The sequence below is a fragment of the Allobosea sp. NPDC055332 genome (assembly GCF_053645455.1).
In genome coordinates, this window is record NZ_JBSHMO010000001.1 from 1,411,070 (window position 1) to 1,436,679 (window position 25,610).

General features: G+C 63.9%; 26 protein-coding genes and 1 pseudogene. 12 read left to right on the forward strand and 15 right to left on the reverse strand.

The genetic code is table 11. The features are described 5' to 3' along the window. Window positions 1–77: 77 nt before the first annotated feature. From ACWIGM_RS07220 to ACWIGM_RS07250, 7 genes and pseudogenes are all read right to left on the reverse strand, one after another. Window positions 78–278: pseudogene (locus tag ACWIGM_RS07220) on the reverse strand (ATP-binding protein); the annotation flags it as partial. Between the two features lie 229 nt (window positions 279–507). After that, window positions 508–1,761, reverse strand: coding sequence for a type II toxin-antitoxin system HipA family toxin (locus ACWIGM_RS07225; protein ID WP_454025211.1), 1,254 nt, complete (start codon window positions 1,759–1,761; stop codon window positions 508–510). Then, window positions 1,745–2,062, reverse strand: coding sequence for a helix-turn-helix domain-containing protein (locus tag ACWIGM_RS07230; protein ID WP_454025465.1), 318 nt, complete (start codon window positions 2,060–2,062; stop codon window positions 1,745–1,747). Before ACWIGM_RS07230 ends, ACWIGM_RS07225 begins: the two co-directional genes overlap by 17 nt. A 257-nt stretch (window positions 2,063–2,319) precedes the next feature. Next, the gene (locus tag ACWIGM_RS07235; protein ID WP_454025212.1) at window positions 2,320–2,997 is read right to left on the reverse strand and encodes a Rossmann-fold NAD(P)-binding domain-containing protein; all 678 of its coding nucleotides are present in this window, start codon (window positions 2,995–2,997) and stop codon (window positions 2,320–2,322) included. Window positions 2,998–3,007: 10 nt separating this feature from the next. After that, window positions 3,008–4,318: a tyrosine-type recombinase/integrase gene (locus ACWIGM_RS07240; protein ID WP_454025213.1), complete on the reverse strand. Its 1,311-nt coding sequence runs from the start codon at window positions 4,316–4,318 to the stop codon at window positions 3,008–3,010. Window positions 4,319–4,795: 477 nt separating this feature from the next. Beyond that, window positions 4,796–5,692 (reverse strand): HNH endonuclease, encoded by an 897-nt coding sequence (locus ACWIGM_RS07245; protein WP_454025214.1) that lies wholly within the window; start codon window positions 5,690–5,692, stop codon window positions 4,796–4,798. A 1,075-nt stretch (window positions 5,693–6,767) separates the two neighbouring features. Beyond that, window positions 6,768–6,992 (reverse strand): hypothetical protein, encoded by a 225-nt coding sequence (locus ACWIGM_RS07250; protein WP_454025215.1) that lies wholly within the window; start codon window positions 6,990–6,992, stop codon window positions 6,768–6,770. A 764-nt stretch (window positions 6,993–7,756) separates the two neighbouring features. On the opposite strand from ACWIGM_RS07250, the gene ACWIGM_RS07255 reads away from it, so the two are divergent. The 6 genes from ACWIGM_RS07255 (at window position 7,757) to ACWIGM_RS07280 (ending at window position 13,346) form a co-directional block, all read left to right on the forward strand. Beyond that, window positions 7,757–8,785 (forward strand): class I mannose-6-phosphate isomerase, encoded by a 1,029-nt coding sequence (locus ACWIGM_RS07255; RefSeq protein ID WP_454025216.1) that lies wholly within the window; start codon window positions 7,757–7,759, stop codon window positions 8,783–8,785. Next, on the forward strand, window positions 8,782–11,064 hold the full coding sequence (locus ACWIGM_RS07260; RefSeq protein WP_454025217.1) for a glycosyltransferase family 4 protein: 2,283 nt from the start codon (window positions 8,782–8,784) through the stop codon (window positions 11,062–11,064). The genes ACWIGM_RS07255 and ACWIGM_RS07260 overlap by 4 nt, the downstream gene beginning before the upstream one ends. Window positions 11,065–11,101: 37 nt before the next feature. Then, complete coding sequence (locus tag ACWIGM_RS07265; RefSeq protein WP_454025218.1) at window positions 11,102–12,472, forward strand: glycoside hydrolase family 130 protein; 1,371 nt, start codon at window positions 11,102–11,104, stop codon at window positions 12,470–12,472. Next, on the forward strand, window positions 12,459–12,698 hold the full coding sequence (locus tag ACWIGM_RS07270) for a hypothetical protein (RefSeq protein ID WP_454025219.1): 240 nt from the start codon (window positions 12,459–12,461) through the stop codon (window positions 12,696–12,698). Before ACWIGM_RS07265 ends, ACWIGM_RS07270 begins: the two co-directional genes overlap by 14 nt. A gap of 55 nt (window positions 12,699–12,753) precedes the next feature. Next, the gene (locus tag ACWIGM_RS07275) at window positions 12,754–12,978 is read left to right on the forward strand and encodes a hypothetical protein (RefSeq protein WP_454025220.1); all 225 of its coding nucleotides are present in this window, start codon (window positions 12,754–12,756) and stop codon (window positions 12,976–12,978) included. Window positions 12,979–13,085: 107 nt separating this feature from the next. Beyond that, on the forward strand, window positions 13,086–13,346 hold the full coding sequence (locus tag ACWIGM_RS07280) for a hypothetical protein (protein WP_137879085.1): 261 nt from the start codon (window positions 13,086–13,088) through the stop codon (window positions 13,344–13,346). A 31-nt stretch (window positions 13,347–13,377) separates the two neighbouring features. Here ACWIGM_RS07280 and ACWIGM_RS07285 read toward each other — a convergent pair whose 3' ends face one another. Then, window positions 13,378–13,596 (reverse strand): hypothetical protein, encoded by a 219-nt coding sequence (locus tag ACWIGM_RS07285; protein ID WP_454025221.1) that lies wholly within the window; start codon window positions 13,594–13,596, stop codon window positions 13,378–13,380. A gap of 176 nt (window positions 13,597–13,772) precedes the next feature. Between ACWIGM_RS07285 and ACWIGM_RS07290 the strand changes: the two genes are divergently transcribed. Then, window positions 13,773–15,380 carry an alpha-amylase family glycosyl hydrolase gene (locus ACWIGM_RS07290; RefSeq protein WP_454025222.1) on the forward strand — a complete coding sequence of 536 codons (1,608 nt, stop codon included), beginning with the start codon at window positions 13,773–13,775 and terminating at the stop codon, window positions 15,378–15,380. A gap of 20 nt (window positions 15,381–15,400) precedes the next feature. Further along, window positions 15,401–16,408: a glycosyltransferase family 4 protein gene (locus tag ACWIGM_RS07295; protein ID WP_454025223.1), complete on the forward strand. Its 1,008-nt coding sequence runs from the start codon at window positions 15,401–15,403 to the stop codon at window positions 16,406–16,408. A 697-nt stretch (window positions 16,409–17,105) separates the two neighbouring features. Here the strand turns inward: ACWIGM_RS07295 and ACWIGM_RS07300 are convergent. Both ACWIGM_RS07300 and ACWIGM_RS07305 read right to left on the reverse strand, forming a co-directional pair. Then, window positions 17,106–17,369 carry a DUF1488 family protein gene (locus tag ACWIGM_RS07300; protein ID WP_454025224.1) on the reverse strand — a complete coding sequence of 88 codons (264 nt, stop codon included), beginning with the start codon at window positions 17,367–17,369 and terminating at the stop codon, window positions 17,106–17,108. A gap of 134 nt (window positions 17,370–17,503) precedes the next feature. Continuing rightward, window positions 17,504–17,857 carry a hypothetical protein gene (locus ACWIGM_RS07305; RefSeq protein WP_454025225.1) on the reverse strand — a complete coding sequence of 118 codons (354 nt, stop codon included), beginning with the start codon at window positions 17,855–17,857 and terminating at the stop codon, window positions 17,504–17,506. Window positions 17,858–18,164: 307 nt separating this feature from the next. Here ACWIGM_RS07305 and trhA point away from each other — a divergent pair, with 307 nt between their 5' ends. From trhA to ACWIGM_RS07325, 4 genes are all read left to right on the forward strand, one after another. Further along, window positions 18,165–18,815 (forward strand): PAQR family membrane homeostasis protein TrhA, encoded by a 651-nt coding sequence (gene trhA, locus ACWIGM_RS07310; RefSeq protein ID WP_454025466.1) that lies wholly within the window; start codon window positions 18,165–18,167, stop codon window positions 18,813–18,815. 224 nt (window positions 18,816–19,039) lie between these two features. After that, the gene (locus ACWIGM_RS07315; RefSeq protein WP_454025226.1) at window positions 19,040–19,321 is read left to right on the forward strand and encodes a hypothetical protein; all 282 of its coding nucleotides are present in this window, start codon (window positions 19,040–19,042) and stop codon (window positions 19,319–19,321) included. A gap of 105 nt (window positions 19,322–19,426) precedes the next feature. Then, window positions 19,427–20,098, forward strand: coding sequence for a LuxR C-terminal-related transcriptional regulator (locus ACWIGM_RS07320; protein WP_454025227.1), 672 nt, complete (start codon window positions 19,427–19,429; stop codon window positions 20,096–20,098). Window positions 20,099–20,238: 140 nt separating this feature from the next. Next, window positions 20,239–20,715 (forward strand): alpha/beta hydrolase family protein, encoded by a 477-nt coding sequence (locus tag ACWIGM_RS07325; protein WP_454025228.1) that lies wholly within the window; start codon window positions 20,239–20,241, stop codon window positions 20,713–20,715. A gap of 2 nt (window positions 20,716–20,717) precedes the next feature. Here ACWIGM_RS07325 and ACWIGM_RS07330 read toward each other — a convergent pair whose 3' ends face one another. The 5 genes from ACWIGM_RS07330 to ACWIGM_RS07350 all read right to left on the reverse strand — a co-directional run bounded on the left by ACWIGM_RS07330 (window position 20,718) and on the right by ACWIGM_RS07350 (window position 25,566). Continuing rightward, window positions 20,718–20,981 (reverse strand): hypothetical protein, encoded by a 264-nt coding sequence (locus ACWIGM_RS07330; protein WP_454025229.1) that lies wholly within the window; start codon window positions 20,979–20,981, stop codon window positions 20,718–20,720. Window positions 20,982–21,753: 772 nt separating this feature from the next. Then, window positions 21,754–22,623, reverse strand: coding sequence for an ABC transporter permease (locus ACWIGM_RS07335; RefSeq protein WP_454025230.1), 870 nt, complete (start codon window positions 22,621–22,623; stop codon window positions 21,754–21,756). Window positions 22,624–22,625: 2 nt separating this feature from the next. Continuing rightward, window positions 22,626–23,561, reverse strand: coding sequence for an ABC transporter permease (locus ACWIGM_RS07340; protein WP_454025231.1), 936 nt, complete (start codon window positions 23,559–23,561; stop codon window positions 22,626–22,628). Further along, window positions 23,561–24,556 carry an ABC transporter ATP-binding protein gene (locus tag ACWIGM_RS07345; protein ID WP_454025232.1) on the reverse strand — a complete coding sequence of 332 codons (996 nt, stop codon included), beginning with the start codon at window positions 24,554–24,556 and terminating at the stop codon, window positions 23,561–23,563. The genes ACWIGM_RS07340 and ACWIGM_RS07345 overlap by 1 nt, the downstream gene beginning before the upstream one ends. Further along, entirely contained in the window at window positions 24,553–25,566 is a 1,014-nt protein-coding gene (locus tag ACWIGM_RS07350) for an ABC transporter ATP-binding protein (protein WP_454025233.1), read from the reverse strand. The genes ACWIGM_RS07345 and ACWIGM_RS07350 overlap by 4 nt, the downstream gene beginning before the upstream one ends. Window positions 25,567–25,610: the final 44 nt, after the last annotated feature.

The following is a 25,610-nucleotide window of genomic DNA, read 5'->3' on the forward strand; positions in this document are numbered from 1 at the left end:
GCACAAGCTCCGGACACGTTCTGCCAGATAGAACATGAGCCTGTCGAACCCCGCTATAATCGGATGTCCGCTCGCCTTCAGATGGGCAGTTCGTGGACGGTAATAGCGGGGCACATCCCGCGAGCAATGTCGATGAGGTGACGGTGGTGAGTGGCCACGATAACCTGCCCGGTCTCGGCCATTTCGGCGAGAAGACGGCAAGCCTCCTCTGAGCGGAAATCGTCGAAGGTCTCGAGGATGTCATCGGCGATGAACGGCAGCGAGGGACGGGTCTTGGCGAACGTCGCGCTCACCTCGCCGAGCGTCTTGCCTTAGCACGGTCGATGGTTGGGGGTCTGGATCCTCTCGCCTTTTTGGCGGAGTGGTTGGCCCCGGAAGAGCGTTACAAGTCCAAATACGGCAAACCCGATTAGCAGGCGCGCCGCCTTTCAAAAGCGCGAGCCCGAAATCGTCAGTTCGGGGACACCGAGAGAGTTCGCTCGGCCCCGTCACACCGGTACAGACTCCCTATGCGGCGCAGGTGCTCAGGATCGGCGTCATCGTCCTGATGTGCTCGTCGATCCGCTCGAGCACATTCGCGGGAACGACAGCCCGTTCCGGAATGCCCCACCAATGCGCGTTGACGCGTTCGACGACGTCGACCACGGCCTTCAGTACGGCCGGCTCGGGAAGTCTTGCGCGATTGGCGAACGCCTTCCACCGTGGCGCGGCGAGCGCCTTGAAGGAGCGTTCACCGCCGAGCGACAGGGCTAGCGCGTCGGCGGGAAGATAGGGGACGGTCGACAGGACGTCATAGATCGGCGCGAGCTCGGGCTTGTCGCCAGCCCCCCGATAGATCAGCGACCAGTTCTTGAGGTGCATGTCACCGTTGCCGGTGATCGCCATGAGCGCTAGGCGGCGCACGAATTCGAGCGCAGCCGCAGGCGCGACGGCGGCGCTCAAGGCCGCAGCAATGTCGTGATAGGCGGCACCATCATATTTGCGTGATGGATAGACCCCGAAAACCTGCGCGAAATCCTCGATATGGATGCGTTCGCCACCAGCGCCGCGATCGAAACGTTTGACGAGGAGGACCTTGCCGTCCGACAGCGTGTCGAACTCCTTGGGAATGCCCTCGAAGTCCGATTTTTCGACAAGCTCGCGCTCGGGCACCTCCATGCCGATCGCCGCCGCCAAGGCAAGGTTGGCGAACTCGTTTTCGGAAACGCCGGGAAAGGCCGTCGAGGGGAACTTGGCGATGTACTGGCCTTGCTCATCGCCCATCGGCAGGGTCAGGCCACCTCCCTTGCCGGTGTTCTTCATGACGGAGAGCTTCATCTGCACGCCCGCCAGCGAAAACCGGGCTTTCGGCTTGTCCTTCGAGGCGTCCTCTGCCACCGCCGTCGTGCCGTCGCTCGGCAGGACACGTACGGCACCGGGAAGGTCGGCGCCCAGGGCGGCGAGCAGGTCGAAATCGTTTCCGGCGCGCACATGACCGGCGTGGTGCTGTTCCATCGCCTCGCGCAGCTTGTCTTCCGGCAGGAGGTTGGCGAAGAACGCCGGCAGGGCTCCGGCGAGCGGCTTGGGATCCCTGCGCAGCCCGCCGGCCGCGGCCTGGAAAGACAGGCTGAGGATGGGAAGGCCACCGGTCGCCCGATAGGCATCGTCAAAGTTGAAGGCGTTGAAGTCGCCCGGCGTCCTGACGATCGTTCCGACCTTCAGCTCGTGCAGCAGCACGTCAAGGGAGGGGATGGCCGCCGGCCCTTCAAACCTGAGAGCCACGATCGCCCTCCTCGGGTCGGGGAGCAAAGGCAGGCAGATCGTCGTCGGCATACGGCTGCAGCAAGGATCTGACCGCCGGAACCATGGCTTGCGGGATCAGCATCATCTCCAGGCCGAGGGCACGGGTAATGTTCATCAAGGTGGTCGCGCGCGCCGCGGCCGCGCCCGTTTCGATGTCGCGATAGCGCGGGCGCGAGATGCCAGCGAGGTCCGCGACCTGTTCCTGGGTCAGCGACGCGGCCAACCGCGCCTGCTTCAGCAGGCGGCCTATGTCCAGAAGGGCCGCCGATTCCGATGGCATGATGAAACCTATACGTTTCATATCGAGCGCGATTGATACGTATAGATATCTTTCTTGCATCCACGTCAAGGAGCTAGATCCGTTTAAGGATCATGTCAGCCATAAATGATCTGCAAACATATCACTGCGCGAAGCGAACCGGACGGATAAGGATGATGCAAGGCGATACACAACCTCGCTCGCATCCCATCGGCATGGAGCATCACGCGATTGTTGACCGTCGGCTGCTCGACTTCACAAAGGCCAAAGCCCCGCAATCACAGCGACCGAGAACGGCTCCGTCTCATCGCATCGTTTCCGAGATAGACGATCCCGTTCGGAGCCGAGCTATTGGCGAATTCAGCCGCGAAGGCGCGACCGATATCTTCCTGCTCGATCACGCCGAATGATCCCGGAACAAGGCGCCCCAGCCAGGCGACGTAGCCTGGGGTGTGAACATTGCCCGCGATAATTCCTGGACGAAAGATCGCGAGGCGCTGGAAGCCGACTCTTGCGACGGCCTCTTCCTTCAGACCCATGATCCGCGCATAGCGGATCCTGCTTTTGGGCGAGCTTCCCGCCGCCGAGAGCAGCGCAAATCGCGTGATGCCGCCGGCATGACAGCCGCGGGCAAAACCACCGACCACGCCGATTTCGAGGGCCTTCAGCGCGTCTTCGCTCCACTTCATGCTGCCTTGGCCTACGCCGACGCAGGATGCTCCGTAGACGGGATCTCTCTGCGCGACCATGCCTCGTGCAATCTCGGCCACCTCTGCCGGAAACCCCGCATCCGCCGTATCCAGGATCACCTGCCGCATACGGGGATCGGCGTTCAGGGATGACGCCCTGCGATTGACCATCACGACCTCAGCGCAGGACGGCTCGGCTGCCAGGGCGCGCATCACCGCGCCTCCGACCTGCCCCGTGCCGCCGATGATCAAGACGCGAAATGCCATGCTTGAGCCCTCACCGAGAATGCTGCGGCCCCGCGAACGACCTGGCCCAGTCCGTCGAGCGCAGGCGCTTGGCCTCTTTCATCGACAGGACCTCGCCGCCATCCAGCAATCGAGCAATTTCGGCCGCAACCTGATCGGCGGCGATAACCAGCGCGGCGTCAAGATGGACGTAGCGCTGTGTCACGCCGCGCGGGCCATGGCCGAGCAGGCCCGAGATCGTGAGTTCGCTGAACCCAAGCGAGGCCGCGATGCTGGCAAAGGTATGGCGCAGCACATGCGGCGTTACGCGCTCTAGGCCGGCCCGCACGCAGACACGATCGAGCACGCGCACGACGCCGATGAAATGACCCTCGCCCCAATCGGCGGGGAAGATGAAGGGCGAGGAGCTGCGTTGCCCCTGGCTCAGCAGCAGGGTGATCGCCGCGTCGCCCGCGGCCCGCATCTGCGCGCCCGACTTGGTGTCGGGGAAGGCGACGCAGTTGTCGTCGGGCTCGATCCAGGCCTTGCGCATCGCCAGCACTTCCATGCGCCGGAAGCCGGTCAGCAGCATCGTGCGGATCGCCGCCAGCCCGATGGGGTGCTCGCCCTCGCGTTCCATCTGGATCATGACCTTGCCGAGATGGCGGACCTCGCCGACGCTGAGGCGCCGCTTCAGCCGGTTCGAGGCGATGACCCGGACCCCGTTCGCCGGACTCTGCTCGATGATGCCGAGCCGGCGGGCATGGTTGAGCAGGCTGCGCAGCGTGCTCATGGCGCGGCCGGCGACGCCGGCACCACCCGCGGTTCGCCCGCCGCGGCCGGTGCGCTTTTCGCGCGCCGTCTTGCCTGTCGCGATATCAGCCTGCAGCCGCTCGATATCGGCGAGCTTCAGGTGGCTGACGATCCGGGTCCCGATCAGCGGCCTGATATGCTGGTCGATGCGGCTGCGGTCGCCGGCGACGGACGACGCCTTGATCGGGCGACGGTTGCGACCGAGGAGGCGCCCGGCCTCCGCCTCCTCGAGATACCAGTCACAGACCTCCGCGACGGTCATGCCTTCGCGGGCCGCGCGCCGCTCGGCCGCGGGGTCGCCGCCGTCGATCACGGAGGCCAGCTTCCTCTTGGCGAGGTCGCGCGCGAGCTCGACGGTCAAGATGCCGTACTGGCCGATGACGAAGCGCCGGGTCCGGCGCTCGGCGTTGCGGTACTGGATCAGGAAGGTCCGCGTGCCCGACGGCTTCAGGCGTACCCCGAAGCCGCGCACCTCCGCATCCCAGGCGAAGACGTCGCGATCAGGTTCATGTTGCAGTGCATCAACGATTTTCTTGGTCAGTTTCGGCATCTGAGGCCTCCCGTCGTGGCGATTTCCTATTCATGGTCAATTGCTTGTGGGAGGGGCGGCGCGCGCGGCCGGGCCGATTTGCTTCCCCACGCAGGTGCAACATGGCCGGGGAAGCAGGGGGGAAGCAGACGACCGGAAATCCTGGGTTTTTCCAGCGTAGCCCCGGCGGCAGGCCGGTCAAGATAAGCACTTGATGCGTAGGGGTTTTTCGTATTATATCGTGCAACGACCTGTGGTGGCGAAAACGACCCGGACCCGTTGCCAAGGTTGGGGTCGAGGGTTCGAATCCCTTCGCCCGCTCCAGACATTTCTCAGGCTTGAGAGGCACGTAAGCGTCGGGTTTCCCGGCGCTTTTTGCTTTTTGGGCCTGCGAGATTGGAGACCATTTCCGAAGGGCTCCGAAAGCCCGTGGTTACCTCGCGGTTACAAGTACGATCAGGAGCCGCACAGGACCTCTCGCGCCGCTCCCGCTAACCCTCACTGTTTGAAGCAATTTTCCCGATGCCACTGCAGGAAATGCGAGTGCGGACGATCGTGGGCTCGCAACGGCGGTAGTGCTCGACCAGTCCGGTTGATGAAGCTGCGTATCCCATCTGGGTCATTGGCTTGCCGCGAGACTAGGATGTCGAGATCGTCCGACAGGCTGATCAAGCCGCGATCGAACATCCAGTGAGCGGTCCCCGATAAGGCGAGGCCGTTGTTGACGATGTCCGGCCCCTTCGCTTCGACGGGACGAATATGAGCCGCAGCGACCTCGGCCCGGCCGCCGCCATTGATCAGCTTGAGACCAGTGATCGCGCAGCGCTCGTTATAAGCGCGCAGAACGACACGGCGGAACACCCGGTCGCGAACGATCCGGGAGCTAAGGAAGCTCGCCCGCTCGCGATCCTGCTCGAACAGAAACGGAGCCTGCTCCTCCGCGAAGCCGCCCAATGCTGCATTCTCAAGGCGGGGCAACAACGGAGCCTGATCTTCCAAGCCGAGGCTAGTAATTCGATCGAAGTCCGCTGGCGAGAGCGGGCGCACAGCCGCTTGGGCGCGGCCAGAAATGCGCCCCTCCTCGTTCAGGACGCCGCGCTCGATCACGCCCTGGGCATCGGCGAACGGAACGGGGTTGGCGAAATCGAGATAACTGCCTGGCTCGATGACGGCGATGTACATATCCGGCGCGGCCGGATCGGGAATCGCCTGCTGGACCTTCGCCACCGCGAAGTAGCCGCGCGTTCCGTTCACCTTCCGCGGCTCATAGTAGATGATCCAGTCGCCGATGCAGGCTTGCACGCGGCCGAGATATTGACGCGGGAACTGATACCGCTCTGCCGGGCTGTCGTCGTAGATCGAATCTTGACGATGGATAAAGACGCCGAAGGCCATGCCTGTTCAAATCCGCGCTAACCAACGGAAATGAGCAAGGTCGGCTGCTAAGGTCAATCCTTCGGCAGTGCGCCACTTCCGGACATTGGACAGCCGCCAAACAGCGGACACTCACCACCTGCGCCTGGGAGCCTGATTCCGCCGCTAGCTGAACATTCACAGTTGGGTTGGCAATGCTTCCCTAGCTGAGAACCCCAACTTCTACGCAATGTGCTCTTCAGGCGCTCAAACCGGACCTTTCTGGCTATAGTCTCTCTATGATCGGATTTGATCTATGGCAGCGTCGGCCAAGTTCACTCTGCTGCCTGAAAGTAGCCTGGGCTTAGCGCTTCGAGCGCTTGAGCGGTGCCAGTGTCGGCTAGCCAGACCGCCCACAGGCTGAGAAAGACGCGCAAGTCCTCAACGCCCACCCGCACAAGCCGCAGACGTTGGCGCTTTGTGCCGTTCACGAAGCTGGCGAATCCAAGCATGTTAGTGGATTGCTGCTCGTGCCCCCTCGCTCCACCGAACGAGCGCGCAGGTAGTGGCGTTTCCGCCTTTGCCTCAGCCACAGACCGAATGCGAATGGTAGCAAGGCGCTGACGGCGAGTGGCGTTGCGTGCGGAAACAGTTCGATACTGTAGAACTTCCCGACACCCCAAACGGCCACTCCGAAAAGGCAGACGCTGATCAGGCCATAAGTCAGCGCCGAACCGACGGGTTCGGAAGCATAGCCGGAGCCCGCGATTTCGGCCTCTATGCTTTGGTGATCAATCGGGTTCAATGCGATACGACGGCAAAAACCAGCGACATGGCTGCAATGAGCCCGCCATAGGCCAGCCAGACCGGATATCGGCTCAAAAGCCAAACCCAGTACAAGTTCCAATGTGACGTGACGTTGGTCATTGCTGGTTCCGAAATTCTGCTCTGGTGAATATGCCCGGCCCTTGTATTAGCGGCGCGATTTTGAACTGGGCTCGCAAATCATGCCTGCCGAGCTCGCACGACAGCGCATTGCCTGGCTCCATTCGCTGAGTGACTTCCGCAGTCCGATCGTCAGCAGGGCTGAGACACTGGCTATCGCCGAAACCTGACCTCAGACACGTTCGATCACACGTCCGGCAAAAGTCAGATGGTCCGCGCCGATCGACGTGATCCTGATATGGCACCGCCCACCGTCATCGGTCTCGAGCATCAGGTCGCCTTGAAGGTCGGCGAAAGCCAATATGCTCGGGTCGCAGATGAGCTTGCCCGATCTCTCAGTCGACATGTCGCAGACCATCTCGGCACGCTGTCCTGTCTTCGTGATCAAACGAGCCATGGGTCGAATCCTTCTGCGCGAGGGCGGGCACACCGCACACGCTCGGAATGACAGTCTGCCAGCTCCATCATGTCCGCGTCTGCGAGCGCAGCGTGTCATTGATATGGGAAATCACCTTCCAAACCGGTAGAGGTAAAAAATAATAAACAGCCAAAGATCATATATTTTAGATATTACTCCCCGAGATCAATGTTTTAAAGGAAATTTCGGCCAATAAAATATCCAATTAGAAATACGTTTTACGATCGATCTGAGAGAGAATTATTTTTAAGCCTTGTATCAGGCGAAATTTATCCCATTTTCGAGCGTGGCCGGTCGGTATTAAAATTACTGGCCGCGAGCGGCCTGGCTGCCGCCCGGCGCGCCTTACTTCGCTCGTCAGAAAACTCTGCCTGTTTTGGAAGGAACCGCAGCGACCAATCGCGCCGAGCAGGTCGCCGTCCACTTTTCGCGCCATTCTTGTTGCCTGACCTCGAGACTCGTTTCCGGCCAGGGAATGCCGGATCGACTACGACGAGGAAGCAATCGAGAGCATGTGCAGGCTGGCTTGGCGGCGTGTGTGGCTTCATCAATTTGCCGGCTATCTTAATGCCCGGTTCTACACATCCGATGGCTCCCATCGAGTCCACCGACATCGCTACGGCCCTTTGAAAACGACCAGCAGCTGCCTTGATCACCAGGAGCTGAGAGCTCCGCGCCGGAGTTCAGGCGCCCACATAAAGACAAGGCCCGCAAAGAGCGGTCCCCCCGCCGACATCCACGCCTTGCCGGCCCCGCCGCAGCATCGTTCGACAATCCCGTCGAACCGTCGAAGCCCGGCGATTTTGGAGTTCGCCATGGCCCTCGAATTGGCTCGCTTGCAGGCCGTACCAAAACCCTGGGGGTCACACGACCTCCTGCCGTGGAGCGGTATCAATCATCAAGACGTCGCCGTCGGCGAAATCTGGTTGCAGCGGCATGATTCGGCTCTTGAGCCCGCTTTGCTCCTCAAGCTGCTGTTCACGCGCGAAGCCCTCTCGATCCAAGTTCATCCGGATGATGACGCAGCCCACGCGATGGGGCTTGCCCGCGGCAAGACCGAAGCCTGGTATGTGCTCGCTGCCGAGCCCGGCGCCACGGTGGCGCTCGGCCTGCAGTCGTCGCTCTCGCAGGCGCAATTGCGAATTGCGATCGAGGACGGCTCGATCGCCGAGCGCATGTCCTGGCGAACCGCCGCGGCGGGAGATGTGATCTTCGTGCCGGCGGGGACGATACATGCGATCGGTCCAGGCCTCGTGCTTGCCGAGATCCAGCAGCGCAGCGATACGACGTTCCGCCTGTTCGATCACGGTCGCCAGCGCGAGCTCCATATCGAGCTCGGTGTTGCCGCCGCCTATGCAGCGCCGGCTGCAAAGCAGGCGCCGACGCGACGGCTGAGCGATGCCAGGACACTACTTCTGGCGACCTCGTTTTTCACTCTTGAGCGCTTCGAGCTTGCGCCGGAATCCCTATGGGAATTGCGCGCGCAGGCGGAGACTTGGCTGCTGGTGATCGCCGGAGAGGGCCGGATCGGGCCGTGGCGGGCGCAAATAGGCGAAGGCTGCTTCGTGCAGGCGCAGACCACGCATCTCGCCGCCGGGCGAACCGGCCTGACTTGCCTGGTCGCCTATGATGCCGCCTCGCCCGACCATGACCTTCTTCGGCCGATCGCAGTCCGAAATGCGACCGCCCCGGCCCACAGCACGATTCACCGGCCTCTGCTGCTCGCCGCGAGGGCGAATGCGCAGAGTCCAACCACAGAGGCACGAGCATGACCGCACTCCACCGGATCGCCTTTATCGGCAACTCGCTGCCACGCCGCTGCGGCATCGCGACCTTCACCACGGATCTGCAGCAGGCGGTCGCCGCGTCGGACCCCGGTCTGGCGACCTCGATCGTGGCGATGAACGATAGCGATGGTTACGACTATCCGGACTCTGTCGGGTTCCAGATCAACGATGACCGAATAGAGGATTATGCGCGCGCTGCCGACTTCCTGAACGAGGGTCGGTTCGACGTTGTCTCGCTGCAGCACGAATTCGGCATCTTCGGCGGCGAAGCGGGGGCGCATGTCGCCGGATTGCTGCCACGGCTGACGATGCCGGTCGTCACCACGCTTCATACCGTCCTGTCGAAACCGAGTCCGGCGCAGCGCGGCGTCATGGAGCGGATCGTCGACGCCTCGTCCCGTGTCGTCGTCATGGCGGAGAAGGGGCGCGACATGCTGCGCACCATCTATCGGCTTCCCGCCGACAAGATCGAGGTGATCGCGCACGGCATCCCCGATTTCGCTTTCGTCGAGCCTGACGAGGCCAAGGCCAGGCTCGGCTTCGCCGGCCGCTCGGTGATCCTGACCTTCGGCCTGCTCTCGCCCAACAAGGGCATCGAGGTGATGATCGACGCGATGCCGTCGATCCTGAGACGCCGGCCCGATGCCGTCTATGTCGTCCTGGGAGCCACTCACCCCCATCTCGTCCGCGAGCAGGGCGAAACCTATCGCATCGGCTTGCAGAATCGCGTCCATGAACTCGGGATCGAGGACCACGTCGTCTTCCTCGATCAGTTCGTCGACCGCGAGACCCTGCTCGGCTTCATCGCGATGTGCGACGTCTACGTGACGCCCTATCTCAACGAGGCGCAGATGACCTCGGGCACGCTGGCCTACAGCTTCGGGCTTGGAAAAGCGGTCGTCTCGACGCCCTATTGGCATGCCCAGGAACTGCTCGCCGATGGCCGTGGCGTGCTGGTGCCGTTCAGCGACGTGGTCGCGACCGGCAACGAGATCGCAGGATTGCTGACCGACTCGACCAGGCGACAGGCTATGCGCCGGCGCGCCTATGCCAGCAGCCGCTCCATGACCTGGGAGCAGACCGCAAAGCGCTATCTCACCACATTCGAGACGGCGCGGCGTAGCCGTTTGCTGAACGTGATTGCCGGGACGGCGCAGGCAAGACCATCCCTTCAGCCTTCCGCGCCGCCGGAGCTGCGGACGGATCACCTCCACTGCATGTGCGACGACACTGGCCTCTTCCAGCACGCCGTCCACTCCGTGCCGGACCGCGCGCATGGCTACTGCGTCGACGACAATGCCCGGGCGCTGCTGCTGTCCTGCCTTCTCGGCAGCGCCGGTGAGCAGCACCTGCCAGAGCCTCTGACGGCGCGGTTCGCTTCCTTCGTCCAGCATGCCTGGAATCCGCAGGCGCGGAGCTTCCGCAACTTCATGAGCTTCGATCGGCGCTGGCTCGAGGAGGTCGGCTCGGAGGACAGCCACGGCCGGACGCTCTGGGCTCTCGGAGAATGCGCGCGCAGCGACACCAGCCCGTCACGGCGGCGCTGGGCCGCCGCGCTGTTCGCCGAAGCGCTGCCCGCGGTCGAGAGCTTCAGTTCGCCTCGGGCCTGGGGATTCGCCCTGCTCGGCCTCGACGCCTACTGCGCCGTGGTCGCGGCGCCATCCTCCACCATCCAGCTGCGCTCCCTGCTGGCGGACCGTCTGCTCGCTTTGCTGTCGACGGTCGAGACGCCGGACTGGGTCTGGTTCGAGGAAGGTCTCTCCTATGACAATGCCCGATTGCCCCAGGCCCTGATCGCTACTGGGCTTTCGATGCAGGCCCCTGCCTATGTCGAGGCCGGCCTGCGCTCGCTGCGCTGGCTCGTTGGGGTGCAGAGCACACCTGCCGGCCTGTTCCGGCCGGTGGGTTCGGAGAGCTTCGGCGACAGGCTCAGCCCACCGAAGGCGTTCGACCAGCAGCCCCTTGAGGCCACGGCGACCATATCGGCCTGCCTTGCCGCCTGGCGTGCCGATGGTGACGCGCAATGGCGGGCGGAAGCAGTGCGCGCCTTCGCCTGGTTCATGGGCGAGAACGATCTGTCGACACCGCTGGTCGATCTCGAAACCGGCGCCTGCCGCGATGGTCTCCACCGCGATCGGCCGAATGAGAACCGCGGCGGCGAATCCGTGGTATCCTACCTTTTCAGCCTCGCCGAGATTCGCCAGCTCTCCCGCATGAGTGGGGACCGCCCGAAACTGGCGCCGCTTCGGGTCTTGCACGCCTGAGCCTCCGGCGATCCGCACAAACCGAACTGGGGCCGACGTGCCGCAAGCCACCTTCCTGAACCGGCAGGCCTTGCACCTGTACCCCGATCCCGCTCGGGTCGTGGTGCGTCGTTTCGGGCCCTCGCCCGATCCGCGCGACATGAACCCGACCGACAAGCTGCGGGCGAACCACATCGTCGCGCGCGTGATGAGCCTGAGCCAAGATGCGGCCGCAAGCCAGCTCGCCGAGGTGCTGGAGAACTTCAACGGCCGGCACCGGAATCTGCTGGAACGCTTCGAGGCGCGCGCCGACGAGATGGAGGAGATATTCACCACGCATTGCGAGTTCAGCAGGACGCAGCGCCAGCTGGTCGGATCCTATTTCCTGCACGAGTATTCGTTCGAGGCAGCGGCCCTCTTCAACCCGAGCATCGTCTCGCACCCCGACCAGTCCGGCGCTCCGCCGGGCGGGCGCCGCTTCGTCCTCAGCCTGCGCGCGGTCGGCGAGGGACACATCTCGTCCCTGACCTTCCGCTCCGGCACGATCGCCGCCGACGGCAGCCTGAGCGTCGATCCGACCTCGCGCCTCGCAACGATCGCCACTTTCCGCAATCGGATGGTGCGCCTCGATGGCGACGACGTCGAAGTGGCGTTCTCTCCGGACGGCGACATCAGCGAGCGGGTGATCTTTCCGATCACGGCTTCGCAGTCGAACGGGATCGAGGATGCGCGCTTCGTCGAGTTCGACGAGGACGGGCGAAGCGTGTTCCGCGCGACCTACACGGCCTATAACGGCAGGGGGATACGCTCCGAGCTGATCGAGACCACCGACTTCCTCTCGTTCCGGATGTCGCCGCTACGGGGCAGCGCTGCCGTGAACAAGGGCATGGCGCTGTTCCCGCGCAAGATTGCCGGCCGCTACGCCATGATCGCGCGGCAGGACAATGAGAATCTCTATCTCGTTTATTCGGACGACCTGATGAATTGGGACGGCGGCATCGCGATACTGAAGCCGCAATACCCCTGGGAGTTCATCCAGATCGGCACCTGCGGCTCGCCGATCGAGCTCGACGAAGGCTGGCTCTTGTTCACCCATGGCGTCGGGCCGGTGCGGCGCTATGCGATCGGCGCCGTCCTGCTCGACAAACGGGATCCGTCGAAGGTGCTGGCACGCTCCCGCGAGCCCCTGGTCCGGCCGGAGCCGTCCGAGCGCGAGGGCTACGTTCCCAACGTCGTCTACACCTGCGGTGCGATGCGCCACCGGGACCAGATCGTCCTGCCCTATGCGGTCTCCGATACCTACTGCAATTTCGCGACGATCAGGATCGAGGCGCTGCTGCAGGCCCTGAGCCCGGTCACCGCCGACGAAACGCTTGATCTGCGGCAGGGCGCCTTCCCTGAGAAAGAGCACGAACATGACCCAAGATAAGCCCACGACCCACCGCTCGATCGCGCCGGGAGACGTGGTCCGGCTGTCCTTCGGCTTCGCCGATCAGTCCGGTGCCGGTGACTACGAGATCGTGCGGATCATGCCGACGCGGGCGAGCGGCGAGCGCGAATACCGCGTTCGCGGCGCCGACGGCCATGAGCGGGCGATCGGCCATGACCAGATTGTTTCGGACGGCCCCCGATCGGCGCGCAGCCCCGTCGGGTGACGCTCGCTGCGAGGCCGGCCTCCCGCCCCAAACCCATCCACTTCGGAGAAGACACTTGGCTGAGAACTCGAAATCCCGCGTGACCGCAGATGCCGCGTTCCTGAGAACGCAAACCCAATCAATGTCGCGTAATCGCGTGCTGTCCGAAACGGAGACCATCAATCAGACGCGCGACGCCAACACCGCGCGCTTGAGAGAATTGCGGCTGCAGAAGGAGGCGGCCGACCGAGCCGCTGCAGCATCGGCGCTACCACTGCCCAAGCGTAAACAGCCGGCTTGACAGGCCCTGTCACCGTTTCCGGGTTACTCCGCGATAAGACCTCTGCCCCGACTGGTTGAAACCCGCCCCTTGAGCTCTCGGATCGGGGGCCGACGAACGGAGATCGCTTGGACATCGACGTGACGCGAAAGCCCGACGGAACGGCCTGGCTGCTGACCGACCTGCTCGGTCGAGCGATGGGATATGTCGAGGACAGGGCGGAGGGCGAATTCATGATCTACCCTGCGGGCCAGGCGATCGCGACTATGCAAGCGATGCGGCGAGGCCCATTCGGGTCGCTCGATGCCGCGCTGGCCGAGATCGAGCGCTTTACCCGGGGAACCTGCCGGCGCGTTACCGACGATGCGCGGCCCGATTCCGATGGCTGAGCAAGGCCGTCCAGCGGTGCGCAGACGCTGGCTAGGCCGAAACGGGCTTGGATCGCTTCGCAAGCCTTTTGATCGGGGTATCGGCCGGCAGCTCGATCAGCTTGGCCTTGCGCGACGCCTTGGCCTGGTCGGAGATCGGCAATTCCGACAGCGCCTCATCGATATGCCGGCCTGCCAACGAACGCGCAGCTCGCTGCTGGCGCTTCCTGACGACATTGCGCGGGGCATCCACCGGGAGCGACAGCTCCATGTCGTGGTCGCCGACCGGCGGGCTCCCTGTCTGGGGGGCCGGATCGGGACGGATCGATGGAACCTTGCGGAGATTGGTCATGAAGAGCGAACTGTCGCTGCAAGGCTTTTGTTCCGGTTTGCAGCGAGCCGGCCCGAAAACGAAGTCGTCATGTCCCGACCGCGCGCGGTGAGGCGATGACGCCCGCACCATGGTGGCAGAGCGGCGTGATCTACCAGATCTATCCGCGCTCGTTCCAGGGCAGCAACGGCGATGGGATCGGCGACCTCCCGGGTATCACGCGGCGGCTGGGCCATCTCGCCGAACTCGGCGTCGATGCGATCTGGATTTCACCGATCTATCCCTCGCCGATGGCCGATTTCGGCTACGACGTCTCCGATTACTGCAACGTCGATCCTCGCTTCGGCACTCTCGCCGATTTTGACGACCTGCTCGCGCAGGCCCATGCGCTCGGGCTCAAGGTCCTGCTCGATTTCGTGCCGAATCATACCTCCGACCGGCATCCCTGGTTTGCCGAGAGCCGATCCTCGCGCAGCAATCCGAAACGGGACTGGTATCTCTGGCGCGACTCTGCCCCAGGAGGCGGGCCACCCAACAACTGGATCAGCGATTTCGGCGGCCCTGCCTGGGAATGGGACGAGGCCAGCGGCCAGTACTACTACCACGCCTTCCTGAAGCAGCAGCCGGACCTCAACTGGCGCAATCCCGCGGTGAGGGCGGCAATGCACGACGTGCTGCGCTTCTGGTTCGACCGCGGCGTCGACGGCTTCCGCATCGATGTGCTCTGGCACCTGATCAAGGCGGCCGACTTCCCCGACAATCCGCCGAACCCGGCCTATAGCCCTGCGCTCGACGAGAGAGGCCGGTTGATCCAGCTGCATTCGACCGACCAGCCCGAGATCCATGGCATCGCAGCCGGCATGCGTGCCCTTGCGGACGAATACCAAACCGCGGGACGGGGCGAGCGCCTGCTGATCGGCGAGATCTATCTGCCGGCCGACCGGCTCATGCGCTATTACGGCGAGGATCGGCCCGGCGTGCACCTGCCCTTCAATTTCCAGCTGATCGAGGCGCCCTGGCAGGCACGCTCGCTTGCCGCGCTCATCGCCGCTTACGAGGCGGCGCTGCCGCCCGGCGCCTGGCCGAACTGGGTGCTCGGCAATCATGACCGCCCGCGCGTCGCGACCAGATTGGGGGAAAGCCAGGCCAGGATAGCAGCGATGCTGTTGCTGACCCTGCGCGGCACGCCCACCCTCTACTATGGCGACGAACTCGGCCTGAGCGATGTGCCGATCCCACCCGATCAGGTCCAGGATCCACGCGAGTTGCGCCAGCCGGGCAAGGGCCTTGGGCGCGATCCGGTCCGCACGCCGATGCCGTGGGACGACAGCGCGCATTCCGGCTTCAGCACCGCTGCGCCCTGGCTGCCGCTCAACGCCGACTGGCCAGCCCGGAACGTGGAGCGCCAATCGGCCGATCCGGCCTCGATGCTGGCGCTGCATCGCTGGCTGCTCGCGGCCCGGCGCGCCCATCCTGCCCTGGCCATCGGCGATTTCGCGCTGCTGGATGCCGAGGACGACATACTCGCCTATGAGCGCCGATACGGTACGGAGCGCCTGATCGTGGCGCTCAATCTCGGGGCGCGACCGCAACGCCTGGCCTTGCCGGAATGGGCGCACGATTACTGCCCCGTCCTCTCCACGCTCGCCGACATAACGCCGGTCCAGGACGGCGCATTGCTGCTGCGACCCGATGAGGGCGTGATCCTGACGCTCGCCGACTGACCACAGGGAGGGACGAGCGGATGCGCATCGCCATGCTGGCGCCGATCTCCTGGCGCACCCCGCCACACCATTACGGCCCCTGGGAGCTGGTGACGAGCCTGCTGACCGAGGCGCTGGTGGCGCACGGCGTCGACGTCACCCTGTTCGCCACCCGGGACAGCCATACGGCCGGCACCTTGGCCGGCATCTGCCCGGCGCCTTATTCCGAGGATCCGGCGATCGACGCCAAGGTCTGGGAGCTGCTGCACGTCGCCCATGTCTTCGAGCGCGCCGGCGAGTTCGACCTGATCCACAACCAGGCCGATTTCGTACCGCTCGCCTTCTCGCGCCTGGTCGGCACGCCGGTGGTGACGACGATCCACGGCTTCTCCTCGGAGCGCATCCTGCCGGCCTTCAAGGCTTATGAGGACCGGGTCCACTATGTCGCGATCAGCGCCGCCGACCGGCACGCCGATCTGCGCTATGCGGCGACGATCCACCACGGCATCCGGATCGAGGATTTTCCCTTCGATCCGGTTGGAAGCGACGACCTGCTCTTCTTCGGGCGCATTCACCCCGACAAGGGCGCGGCCGAGGCGATCGCCGCGACGCGCGCAGCCGGCCGGCGGCTGGTCATGGCCGGCATCGTCCAGGACCGCGGCTACTACGACGCGCAGGTCGCCCCTGCGCTCGCCAGCGAGAATGTGGCCTATCTCGGTCCCGTCGGCGGCAGCGCCCGCACGCATGCGCTCGGCTCGGCGAAGGCGTTGTTGCACCTGATCAACTTCGAGGAGCCGTTCGGATTGTCGGTCATCGAGGCGCTGGCCTGCGGCACGCCCGTCATCGCCTCCCGGCGCGGCTCGATGCCTGAGCTGATCGAGCACGGCGTGACCGGATTCTTGGTCGACAGCGTCGAGGAGGCCGTGGCTGCGATCGCGCGTCTCTCCGAGATCGACCGCACCGCCTGCCGTGCAGCGGTCGCAGCGCGCTTCACCGTCGACCAAATGGCCGATCGTTATCTCGAGCTGTATCGGTCCATCCTCGGATGAACCACATGCACTCCCGGCGGACGGAAGGCACGCGGGTCCCAAGGGATGGCCGCGAAGAAACAACGTGCGCTTTCCTCAGCCTTGGCCTAGGCTGCAACCCTGCTTCGACATGACTTGCCTGGGCTCGCTCCCAGGTAGCCGCGGCAGCTGCTAGCCGGCCGCGCTGCACCGAGCACTTGCTCGCCTCTCCCGAGTGACATCCGCGCCTGCAATCTCGCATGCGCATTTCAATGGGCGGCTGCCTGCGAGGCGCCCAGCTCCGGCCGGTACGACCCGAGAGATCGCGCCCCGTGATCTCCGAACGAGGACGAGAACGGCATGTCTAAAGGCGAACGACGCGGAAACCGAGAGGCCAAGAAGCCGAAGCAGGACAAGCCAAAGCTTGCAGCTCCCGCCCCCAACAGTCTTGCCGCTGTGGTCGGGAAGGCCGCAGCGCCAAAGAGGAAATAGCGTTCAGAGCTGTTGGGCGACGGTCCCCTGGGACCGAGTTCATGCGAGCGTCAGCCAACCACAGGATAGTAATGATCCGTTTCAGGGCGATCGAGCCGAAGCCGGCTGCGAACACCAACAAGCCGACAAAAACTCCGACAGCACCGCCGGCTGAACCCACGCCGGCTGCCGGAAAGGTCGCGCCGCGGCAGCCGGAAGCCCCCGGAAAGCGCGGGAGCCAGCCGTCCGGGGAGAAGCTCGAGCGCGATTAGAAGTCGGCGGCAGTCAAGCGATGGTAGCTCTGGCGCTTGCGGGAATAGGCTGCCCCGGCAGCCTTCCGGATGGCAGCAAGATGCGCATCATATGTTCGCAGCATCGATGCTTCGCCCGGGCCCGCCGAAGCGTCGATGCTGCGCAACGCTGCGAGCTCGACCTCGAATGCGATCTCCAAGGCGGAATCGGAGCCCCAGAAGCACACGCAGCCCCGTGCGGTGTCATATCGTCGGATTGGATTGGGGAAGTGGAGGCTCATCGGATCATCCTCCCGGGTTGACTAGGGTCAGGCATATGCCGGTGTGCTGCGGGCAATCCTCGCGCGACGCCGAGAAGGTGCTTCGCGCGGCAAGGCGCAGACTGGTCGCAGTGCCGCGCGACGAACGAACTCTCTCAGGTTTTCGGAACGCCGAGGGCTACCGCGCAGGCCTTGGCCACGTCAGAATCGGGCGAGGAGCTCCCCGGCATCGTCGCCCATCCACCTTTCGCGATGAAATCACCCTGTTGCCATGAGCTGATCTTCTTGAATTCGGCGAGTTGCTCGGTCGCATTGGTCTGCTGCTGGAACTTCGCCACGCAGATCGGCGAGAGAGCCGCCACAAGAGCGGTGCTCGAACGCGTCCTGGCTTCTCGCTCCGCCGTGCTCTGCGTCACCCACCCGCCCCAGGTGAAACCGATGATCGCAAGGGCAATAGCCCCGCCGACGGCGCCCCAGGCGGCCGGCTTCAGTTCTGCTGGAATCTTCATGATGTCGGACTTTCCGAACCGGAAGAAAATCTCCCGTGAAACATCTTATCACAGTTTAGGTTCGGCTGATTATCTTTTAATACAACCGTTTTAATTTCCTGCTGACATTCGCAATTAAGGACGGACGAGTCGTATTCCGGTTTTTGCTTTGTCGCCAGATACTCCAGAGAACTCACGAAGGGCTCGCCGGATATCGCTCGGCGGGCCCCTTCCGTGGCTATCGTCATATCCTTGGCAGGTGCGCTTGCTATCCACACCGTTCCGTGACGGCTACAAGCGACATGGCGCGACCGCGAAAGGGCATGAATTGAACCCACCGACACAAGGGCGCTTCCACTTCAATCGCGCCGAGCTTTGGGCCGATGGCCTGATCCATGTGCTGGGCATCGGCGCGGTCGCGTATCTGATCGCGCGCGTCGTCGCAGCGGCCCCGGTGCCCGCGGTGATCCCGGTTGCGATCTATGGTTCCGCGCTGATGGCAGTCCTGATCATCTCTGCTGTCTACAACATGTGGCCGGTGTCCCCGAGGAAGTGGCTGATCCGGCGCTTCGACCATTCGGCGATCTACGTTTTGATCGCGGGAACATATACGCCTTTCCTGGTAAGGATGGGCGAAAGCGTCGTGTCGCACGTCCTTCTCGCCGTCGTCTGGATCGCATCTGCCGTCGGGGTTCTACTCAAGGTCGCCCTGCCCGGCCGGTACGACCGGCTGTCGATCGCGCTCCATCTCCTGATCGGCTGGAGCGGCGTCTTCGCCTGGGAGAGCATCGCGCAGCTTCCGAGCATCGCCTTGTGGCTGATCGTGACGGGCGGTCTTCTGTACACGCTGGGCGTGGTCTTTCACGTCTGGCAGACCCTTCCGTTCCAGAACGCCATCTGGCACGCCTTCGTGCTTGTCGCTTCCGGCTGCTTCTATGGTGCCGTCTTTCAGGCCTATGCGATCGCACCATCGAGCTGACCGCGCTCACGGCGTTCTAGGCAGAGGCGTCTAGCGACATGGTGTTTACAGGCTTTGCATCGGGAGGCACGCTGCCAACAGAGCAGCCGTTTCCGGGGTACCATATTCCTCTACGGTATGCCTGTGAGACCAGGACCACAGAAGCTCCGATTTTTGATTTAATCTCAATGCGATGTGCTACTGTTAGGCTCAGCTCCTCAGGCTGACAGCAAGCAGGAGCTGAAATGGCGCATCACTATGATGTCGGCGACCAGGTCAGCCTGGCTTTCGGCTTTCACGACCAGAATGCCGTCGGGCTCTATAAGATCACGCGCCGCTTGCCCTCTCTGGTTGACGGCGAGCCCCAGTATCGCGTGAGGGGACTCGACGACCGGGAACGGGTCATCGATGAAGCGCAGATTAATGGTTCACCGAGACAACACAACGCAGATCGATCCGCTCGGCCACGTCGTCAAGACAACCCGATAACCGAGATGTTCAATTGCCTGGGCATAGAAAAGAAATAGACACGCAAATTTCTTCAAGGGCGCGCGCTCATTCAGGCCGATGCAGAAGCTCCTCTTTCCATCACGCTGTTACTGATCCCGTCTGAATCCCCGGAAATGCTGCCCATGGAAGGGCTCGCGATAATGCCGGCGCCATCTCCGCAGCGGATTGCACTTTTCGGCGATCAGCCAATCATGCTTGCTGGCCTTAACGCACTTGTCGGCGCAGTGCCCGGCGCGACCATCATCGGCGTGCCATTGACGATGTTCGACGCGGTCGAATTCACTCGTTCGCAGAGCCCCGAAGTAGCGATCATCTGCATCGGTACGTTGACACCGGCCAACCTCGCGTTCCTAGGGCGCATCTTGGGCATATCACCGCTCATTCTGATCTTGCTCGTGTGCGACGATCGCGATTCGAGATCGATCAAGGCGGCATTCAGCTTGGGCATCGCTGGCTATCTGCTGAATGGCGCTTCGAGCGACCGTCTGCTGCAAGCGCTGGCGGCTGTTCGATGCGGCGGGCTATACTTGGACGGGAGCCTGGAAGCCTCACTGCCCATGAGAACCTTGTTGCGCCGACCAAGCGGCGCTGGTGACGATCTGAGCGAACGCGAAATGCAGGTTCTCCGGCTCGTCGTCTCGAGCAATTCGAACAAGAGTATCGCACGTCAGACCGGCCTGAGCATTAGGTCGGTCGAAACCTATCGCTTCCGCGCCTGCAAAAAACTGGGCCTGTCTTCACGAGGAGACATCATGCGCTATGGCTCCGATCGTGGATGGACTCCATTTGATTGAAGTCCTGATTGCCCTGGTCGCTCCGGGCGAGATGGTTGTATTCAGGCAACTCATTTTATTGTGCATTGCAACATTATCGACGCGAGGCAGTTGGGCTCTCGTCAGCGCTATCTCGGCACGCCCCGCAAAGGACAGCCGCGATGCGCAGCCTCTCCGATACGATCGCCCGCCTGAAAGCAGCCAAGGGCAAGTTTCCGTTGGCTGGCGCGGCGGCTCAGCCGTCCCGACTATCACCGCTTGGTGACTTCGGCGCCAATCCGGGCGCGCTTCAAGGCTACTGCTATGTGCCGCAACGGCTGCCAGCGGATGCGCCGCCCGTCGTCGTGCTCCATAGTTGTACGCAGACAGCCGCCGGCTACGACAATATCGAACACCGCTGCCGCCCATCTCAAACATGCGGAGAAATGCCCCGCATGATCACCCGTTCCTACGGCGACTATGAAGCCCCTTCAGAATCCGGATCGTCAGGCAGCGGCGCGAACGGGTCGATCTCCGGAAACAGCTTCTTCTCTCGCAGCCAGTCGCCGAACCTCGCCGGGTTCACGGCACACTCAATGGAAGCAAGGCGCTTGCGAGCCCACTCTATCCAAGCGCTAAGGTCACGAGCTTTGGCCTGAAGTTAGACAATCTCCGCAATCAGGGCGTCTCGTTCATCCTCACGTTTGCGGCGCTGCTCGGCCATCGTCGATGTGAAGATCGCCTGCTTCGCCGGCCGACCGGCTGCCTTATCGCGCCAGAACGCGGCCTTCGGCAAGGGCACGCGATGACTCTCGCAGATCTGCCGAATCTCCCATTCTGAAATGCCAAGGTGCGCGGCAAACTGCGGCATCTCGTGCGACCAGATCAGGTTATAGAGCTGGCGACGGGTCAGATGGGACGGCATGTCGACACCGAATGACAGCAGGCGAATCGCTGTCAGGGGGCCGCTTCAATCGGGTTTTCGCGATACCACAGATCCGGAGAAGCTCACGAGTTCGCTGAGATGTCTGCCGAAGTCCTGCTCTTCTCGATAATTTCGCTAATCTCACGAAGTTTGACGTACTTTCGAGAGTTGAAGAGCGTGTAGGTCGGAATTTGTCCCGCCTTGGCTGCCCGGTAAAATTTGAAGAGGGGCAGTCCGAGCGCCTCGGATGCCTGCTTCAGGGTAATCAGCTTCTCGCTTTCTTGGAGTTACACGAAGCGTTTCCTTCAAGAGTATTGACCTCTCTAAGAACGGAAACATGCGGGCCGCCTCGCCACAATTAGATGGAAAATCAGGTCAGATCGGCAGGGTTACACGGCGGTTGCAGTTTAAGCGGTTCGCGGGCCTTCGAGATTGGCGAGCCCTACAAGTTTGGCATGCTCGTTCAATTTGAACCCAGGCGCAGTAGTGCCGTCAGAGGCGCCAACGTTGAATGCGCTCAAGATATTGGAACTCAAGGGTAAATCGTTTGCCAAGGTTGGGGTCGAGGGTTCGAATCCCTTCGCCCGCTCCAGACATTTCTCAGAACTTGAGAGGCACGTAAGCGTCGGGTTTCCCGGCGCTTTTTGCTGTTCTGGCCTGGGCGCTTCGGGGTGAAGTCCGAACGGCTCCGTAAGCCCGTGGTTACACTGCGGTTACAAGGATGATGACGACGCCGTCGGCGGCGGAAACGGCGTTCATGTCGCTTGCCCGCTCAGCGCAGGGTGGGGTCGAGCCTGTCGCGCAGCCAGTCGCCGACGAGGCTGACGGCAAGCGTCGTCAGCACGATCGTGCAGGCCGGCGCCAGCATGATCCACGGCGCCCGGGTCAGATATTCGCGGCCATAGCCGACCATGTTGCCGAGGCTCGTCATCGGCGGCTGCACGCCGAGGCCAAGGAAGGACAGACCGCTTTCGAGCAGGATCACTTCCGGGAAGGTCAGCGTCATCGAGACGATCAGCGTCGAGGCGATGTTGGGCAAGATGTGCTTGAGATAGACGCGCGCCGGCGCGGCGCCGATCTGGCGCACCGCCCCGGCATAGCCCTGCGCCCCGGCGGATATGGCAAGGCCGCGTGCGATGCGGGCATAGCGCTCCCAGCCATAGAGCCCCATCAGGCCGATGAAGAGCGGCAGTGCGTTGCCGAAGAAGGCGAGCACCGACAGCGCCAGGATGAGGAAGGGCATTGCCGCCTGGAAATCCGCCAGCATCAGCACGAACTGTTCGACGAGCCCGCGGAAATGCGCGGCGAGAAAGCCCATCAAGGTTCCCAGCACGGCCGAGATGATGGTCGCGCCGAAGGCCACCAGCAGCGAGATCCGTACCGAGATGATCAGGCGCGAGAGCACGTCGCGACCGAGTTCGTCGGTGCCGAGCCAATGCAGCGGGTGGAACGGTAGCGCCAGCCTGTTGCGCAGGTCGTAGGCGGTGAACCGGTAGGGCGTGAGCCAGTCGGCGAAGAGTGCGACGATGATGATGAAGGCGATCCAGACCAGCCCGCACCAGACGAGAAACGGAATCCGCTGCTTCGGTTTCGGCTTGGCCGTGTCGGTCGCGGGCAAGGCGGTCACGGTGACATCGGCCATCTTCAGTGCCCTCCGGCCTTGGCGCTGCTGCGCAGCCGTGGATCGAGTACGCCGTAGAGCAGATCGACGATGAGATTGGCGCTGACCATGGTCATCGCGACCAGCAGCAGGATGCATTGCACGACGGCGAGATCGCGATTGGCCACGGCGACGACGAGCAGCCGCCCGACGCCGGGCCAGGAGAACACGCTCTCGACCACGACCGCGCCGGCGATCAGGCTACCGACCATGAAGCCGACGACGGTGACCGTCGGCACGGCGGCGTTCGGCAGGGCATGGCCGCGCACGACGCGGGGCCAGGGCACGCCCTTGGCGCTGGCGGTGCGGATATAGGACTGGCCGAGCACTTCAAGCATGGCGCTGCGCGTGAAGCGCGCCAATACGGCGGCACCGCCGATGCCGAGCGTCAGCACCGGCAGGATGGCATGGCGCCAGCTCTCCTGCCCGCCCGAGGGCAGCCAGCCGAGCTGGACCGAGAAGACCAGCACCAGGACGAGGCCGAGCACGAAGCTGGGGACGGTGAAGCCCGCGACCGCCGTCACCATCACGATCCGGTCCATCAGGCTGTCGCGGTGAAGCGCGGCGTAGATGCCGGCGGGGATGCCGATGCCGAGCTTGAGCGCCAGTGCCGGCAGCGTCAGCGCCAGCGTGGCGGGGATGCGCTCGAGCACCAGCTGCATCGCCGGGCGCCCATCGCGCATTGACTGGCCAAGCTCGCCCTGACCGATCGCGGAGAAATAGCGCAGATATTGCAGCCAGATCGGATCATCGAGGCCCCAGGCCTTGCGGAAGGCGGCGATGGCTTCAGGCGGCGCATCGACGCTCATGATGATCAGCGCTGGATCACCCGACATCCTGAGCACGATGAAGGCGAAGGTGACGACGAGCGCGACCGTCAGCGCCGCACGGCACAGCCGGATGAAGAAGAAGCGCAGCATCAGCTTGCGGCTTTCAGGAAATTGGCCTGGTCATGGGCGACATGGCAGGCGGTCAGGCGCCCGTCCGGCAGCGGCAGCAGGCGGGGGCTCTCGACCTTGCAGCGCTCGCGAGCCGCATGGCAGCGCGGATGGAAGGCACAGCCTGAGGGCCGAGCCGCCGGGTTGGGCGGATCCCCCTGCAGCACGATGCGCGGGCGGGCGCGGCGGCCGGGCACCGGCGAGGCCGAGACCAGCGCTTCGGTATAGGGGTGCGCCGGGCTGGCGAGCAGGAGATCGGCATCGCCTTCCTCGACGATGCGCCCGAGATACATCACCGCGACGCGATGGCTGACCTGGCGGATCACTTTCAGGTCGTGGCTGATGAACAGCAGGCCGAGGCCGAGCTCCTGCTGCAGGTCGACCAGCAGGTTGACGACTTGCGCCTGGATCGAGACGTCGAGCGCCGAGACCGGCTCGTCGCAGACCAGCAGGTCCGGCTTGGTCGCGAGCGCCCGGGCGATCACCGCGCGCTGGCGCTGTCCGCCCGACAGCTCATGCGGATAACGGCGACCCTGATCGGCGCGCAGGCCGACTGCCTGGAGCAAGGCGAGCGCCATGGCGTCGCGCTCCCCGGCCTCGCCGATGCCATGCACGTCATAGGGCTCGCGTACCTGCTCCAGGATGGACAGGCGCCGGTCGAGCGCGCCCAGCGGATCCTGGTAGATCATCTGCATGCGGGCGCGCATCCGGCGCCAGGCCAGCGTGCCGGCTGGTGGGATCGGCGCGCCCTTGAACAGGACATCGCCGTCGTCGGGCGGCTCCAGCCCGAGCGCGAGCCGACCGGTCGTCGACTTGCCCGAGCCGGATTCGCCGACAAGGCCGAGCGTCCGACCACGCTCCACCGTCAGCGAAACACCGTCGACGGCACGGACATCGACCGAGCGGCCGAACAGGCCCTGTCGCATGGCATAACGACGGGCAACGCCGCGCGCCTGAAGCAAGGGAGCGCTGCTCATGCGTAGACGGGCTCCGGCTGACGCCGCGGCTGCACCAGAGGCGGCGTCATGGTGCAGGCGGCCCGCCGGTCCGCTGCTTTCGGGTCCAGCGACGGTACGCGCATGTCGCAGACGTCGATCCGGCGCGGACAGCGAGGCGCGAAGGAGCAGCCCGGCGGCAGGTTCCAGGGCTCAGGCACATTGCCCTCGACGGGGACGAGCCGCCGGCGCACACCTTCGAGCGGCGGCAGGGCCGCAAGCAGACCCTGCGTATAGGGGTGCAGTGGCTGCTCGAAGAGCGCCTCGGAAGCCGCCGTCTCGATGATGCGGCCGGCATACATCACGCAGACGCGGTCGCAGGTCTCGGAGATCACGCCGAGATCGTGGCTGATCAGGACCAGGGCCATGTTGGTCTCCCGCCTGATCCTGGTCAGCAATTCGAGGATCTGCGCCTGGATCGTCGCATCGAGCGCCGTCGTCGGCTCGTCGGCGACCAGGATGTCGGGCTTGCCGGCCAACGCCATGGCGATCATCACGCGCTGGTTCTGGCCACCGGACAATTCGTGCGGGAAGGCGTCGAGCCGGCGCGCTGCGTCAGGGATGCCGACGAGATCGAACAGGCGCTTCGCCTCGGCGCGGATCGCCTTGCCGGAGAGCCCACCATGCAGCGCCAGCGCCTCGCCGACCTGCCTGCCGAGCTTGATCACCGGGTTCAGCGCGCTGGCCGGATCCTGGAAGATCATGGCGATGCGCCCGCCACGCACGCTGTCGAGGGTGGCCGGCGCCGCGCCGATCAGCTCGTGCCGATCGAGCATGACGCTGCCGGTGATCGTCGCCTTCTTCGGCAGGAGGCCGAGGGCCGCGAGCCAGGTCACGGACTTACCGCAGCCGGACTCGCCGACGAGGCCGACGGCCTCGCCGCGATGAACGCTGAGGTCGATGCCGTGCAGCACCTTGACGCCGTCGAACGAGACCGTGAGGTCGCGGATGGCGACGAGCGGGCTTGTCTCACGGCTGGTCGGACCGATCATGACGACCTCCTCGAACATCCAAAAAGAAAACGGCGCGACCCGTG

Coding starts and splice junctions, on each gene's coding strand:
- ACWIGM_RS07300 (WP_454025224.1), bottom strand. CDS start 17,369: ATGAGCCTCCACTTCCCCAATCCAATCCGACGATATGACACCGCACGG.
- ACWIGM_RS07250 (WP_454025215.1), bottom strand. CDS start 6,992: ATGGCTCGTTTGATCACGAAGACAGGACAGCGTGCCGAGATGGTCTGC.
- ACWIGM_RS07330 (WP_454025229.1), bottom strand. CDS start 20,981: ATGCCGTCCCATCTGACCCGTCGCCAGCTCTATAACCTGATCTGGTCG.
- ACWIGM_RS07260 (WP_454025217.1), top strand. CDS start 8,782: ATGACCGCACTCCACCGGATCGCCTTTATCGGCAACTCGCTGCCACGC.
- ACWIGM_RS07320 (WP_454025227.1), top strand. CDS start 19,427: ATGGAAGGGCTCGCGATAATGCCGGCGCCATCTCCGCAGCGGATTGCA.
- ACWIGM_RS07245 (WP_454025214.1), bottom strand. CDS start 5,692: ATGGCCTTCGGCGTCTTTATCCATCGTCAAGATTCGATCTACGACGAC.
- ACWIGM_RS07230 (WP_454025465.1), bottom strand. CDS start 2,062: ATGCCATCGGAATCGGCGGCCCTTCTGGACATAGGCCGCCTGCTGAAG.
- ACWIGM_RS07295 (WP_454025223.1), top strand. CDS start 15,401: ATGCGCATCGCCATGCTGGCGCCGATCTCCTGGCGCACCCCGCCACAC.
- ACWIGM_RS07285 (WP_454025221.1), bottom strand. CDS start 13,596: ATGGAGCTGTCGCTCCCGGTGGATGCCCCGCGCAATGTCGTCAGGAAG.
- ACWIGM_RS07340 (WP_454025231.1), bottom strand. CDS start 23,561: ATGCTGCGCTTCTTCTTCATCCGGCTGTGCCGTGCGGCGCTGACGGTC.
- ACWIGM_RS07325 (WP_454025228.1), top strand. CDS start 20,239: ATGCGCAGCCTCTCCGATACGATCGCCCGCCTGAAAGCAGCCAAGGGC.
- ACWIGM_RS07290 (WP_454025222.1), top strand. CDS start 13,773: ATGACGCCCGCACCATGGTGGCAGAGCGGCGTGATCTACCAGATCTAT.
- ACWIGM_RS07345 (WP_454025232.1), bottom strand. CDS start 24,556: ATGAGCAGCGCTCCCTTGCTTCAGGCGCGCGGCGTTGCCCGTCGTTAT.
- ACWIGM_RS07315 (WP_454025226.1), top strand. CDS start 19,040: ATGGCGCATCACTATGATGTCGGCGACCAGGTCAGCCTGGCTTTCGGC.
- ACWIGM_RS07350 (WP_454025233.1), bottom strand. CDS start 25,566: ATGATCGGTCCGACCAGCCGTGAGACAAGCCCGCTCGTCGCCATCCGC.
- ACWIGM_RS07270 (WP_454025219.1), top strand. CDS start 12,459: ATGACCCAAGATAAGCCCACGACCCACCGCTCGATCGCGCCGGGAGAC.
- ACWIGM_RS07305 (WP_454025225.1), bottom strand. CDS start 17,857: ATGAAGATTCCAGCAGAACTGAAGCCGGCCGCCTGGGGCGCCGTCGGC.
- ACWIGM_RS07235 (WP_454025212.1), bottom strand. CDS start 2,997: ATGGCATTTCGCGTCTTGATCATCGGCGGCACGGGGCAGGTCGGAGGC.
- ACWIGM_RS07240 (WP_454025213.1), bottom strand. CDS start 4,318: ATGCCGAAACTGACCAAGAAAATCGTTGATGCACTGCAACATGAACCT.
- ACWIGM_RS07335 (WP_454025230.1), bottom strand. CDS start 22,623: ATGGCCGATGTCACCGTGACCGCCTTGCCCGCGACCGACACGGCCAAG.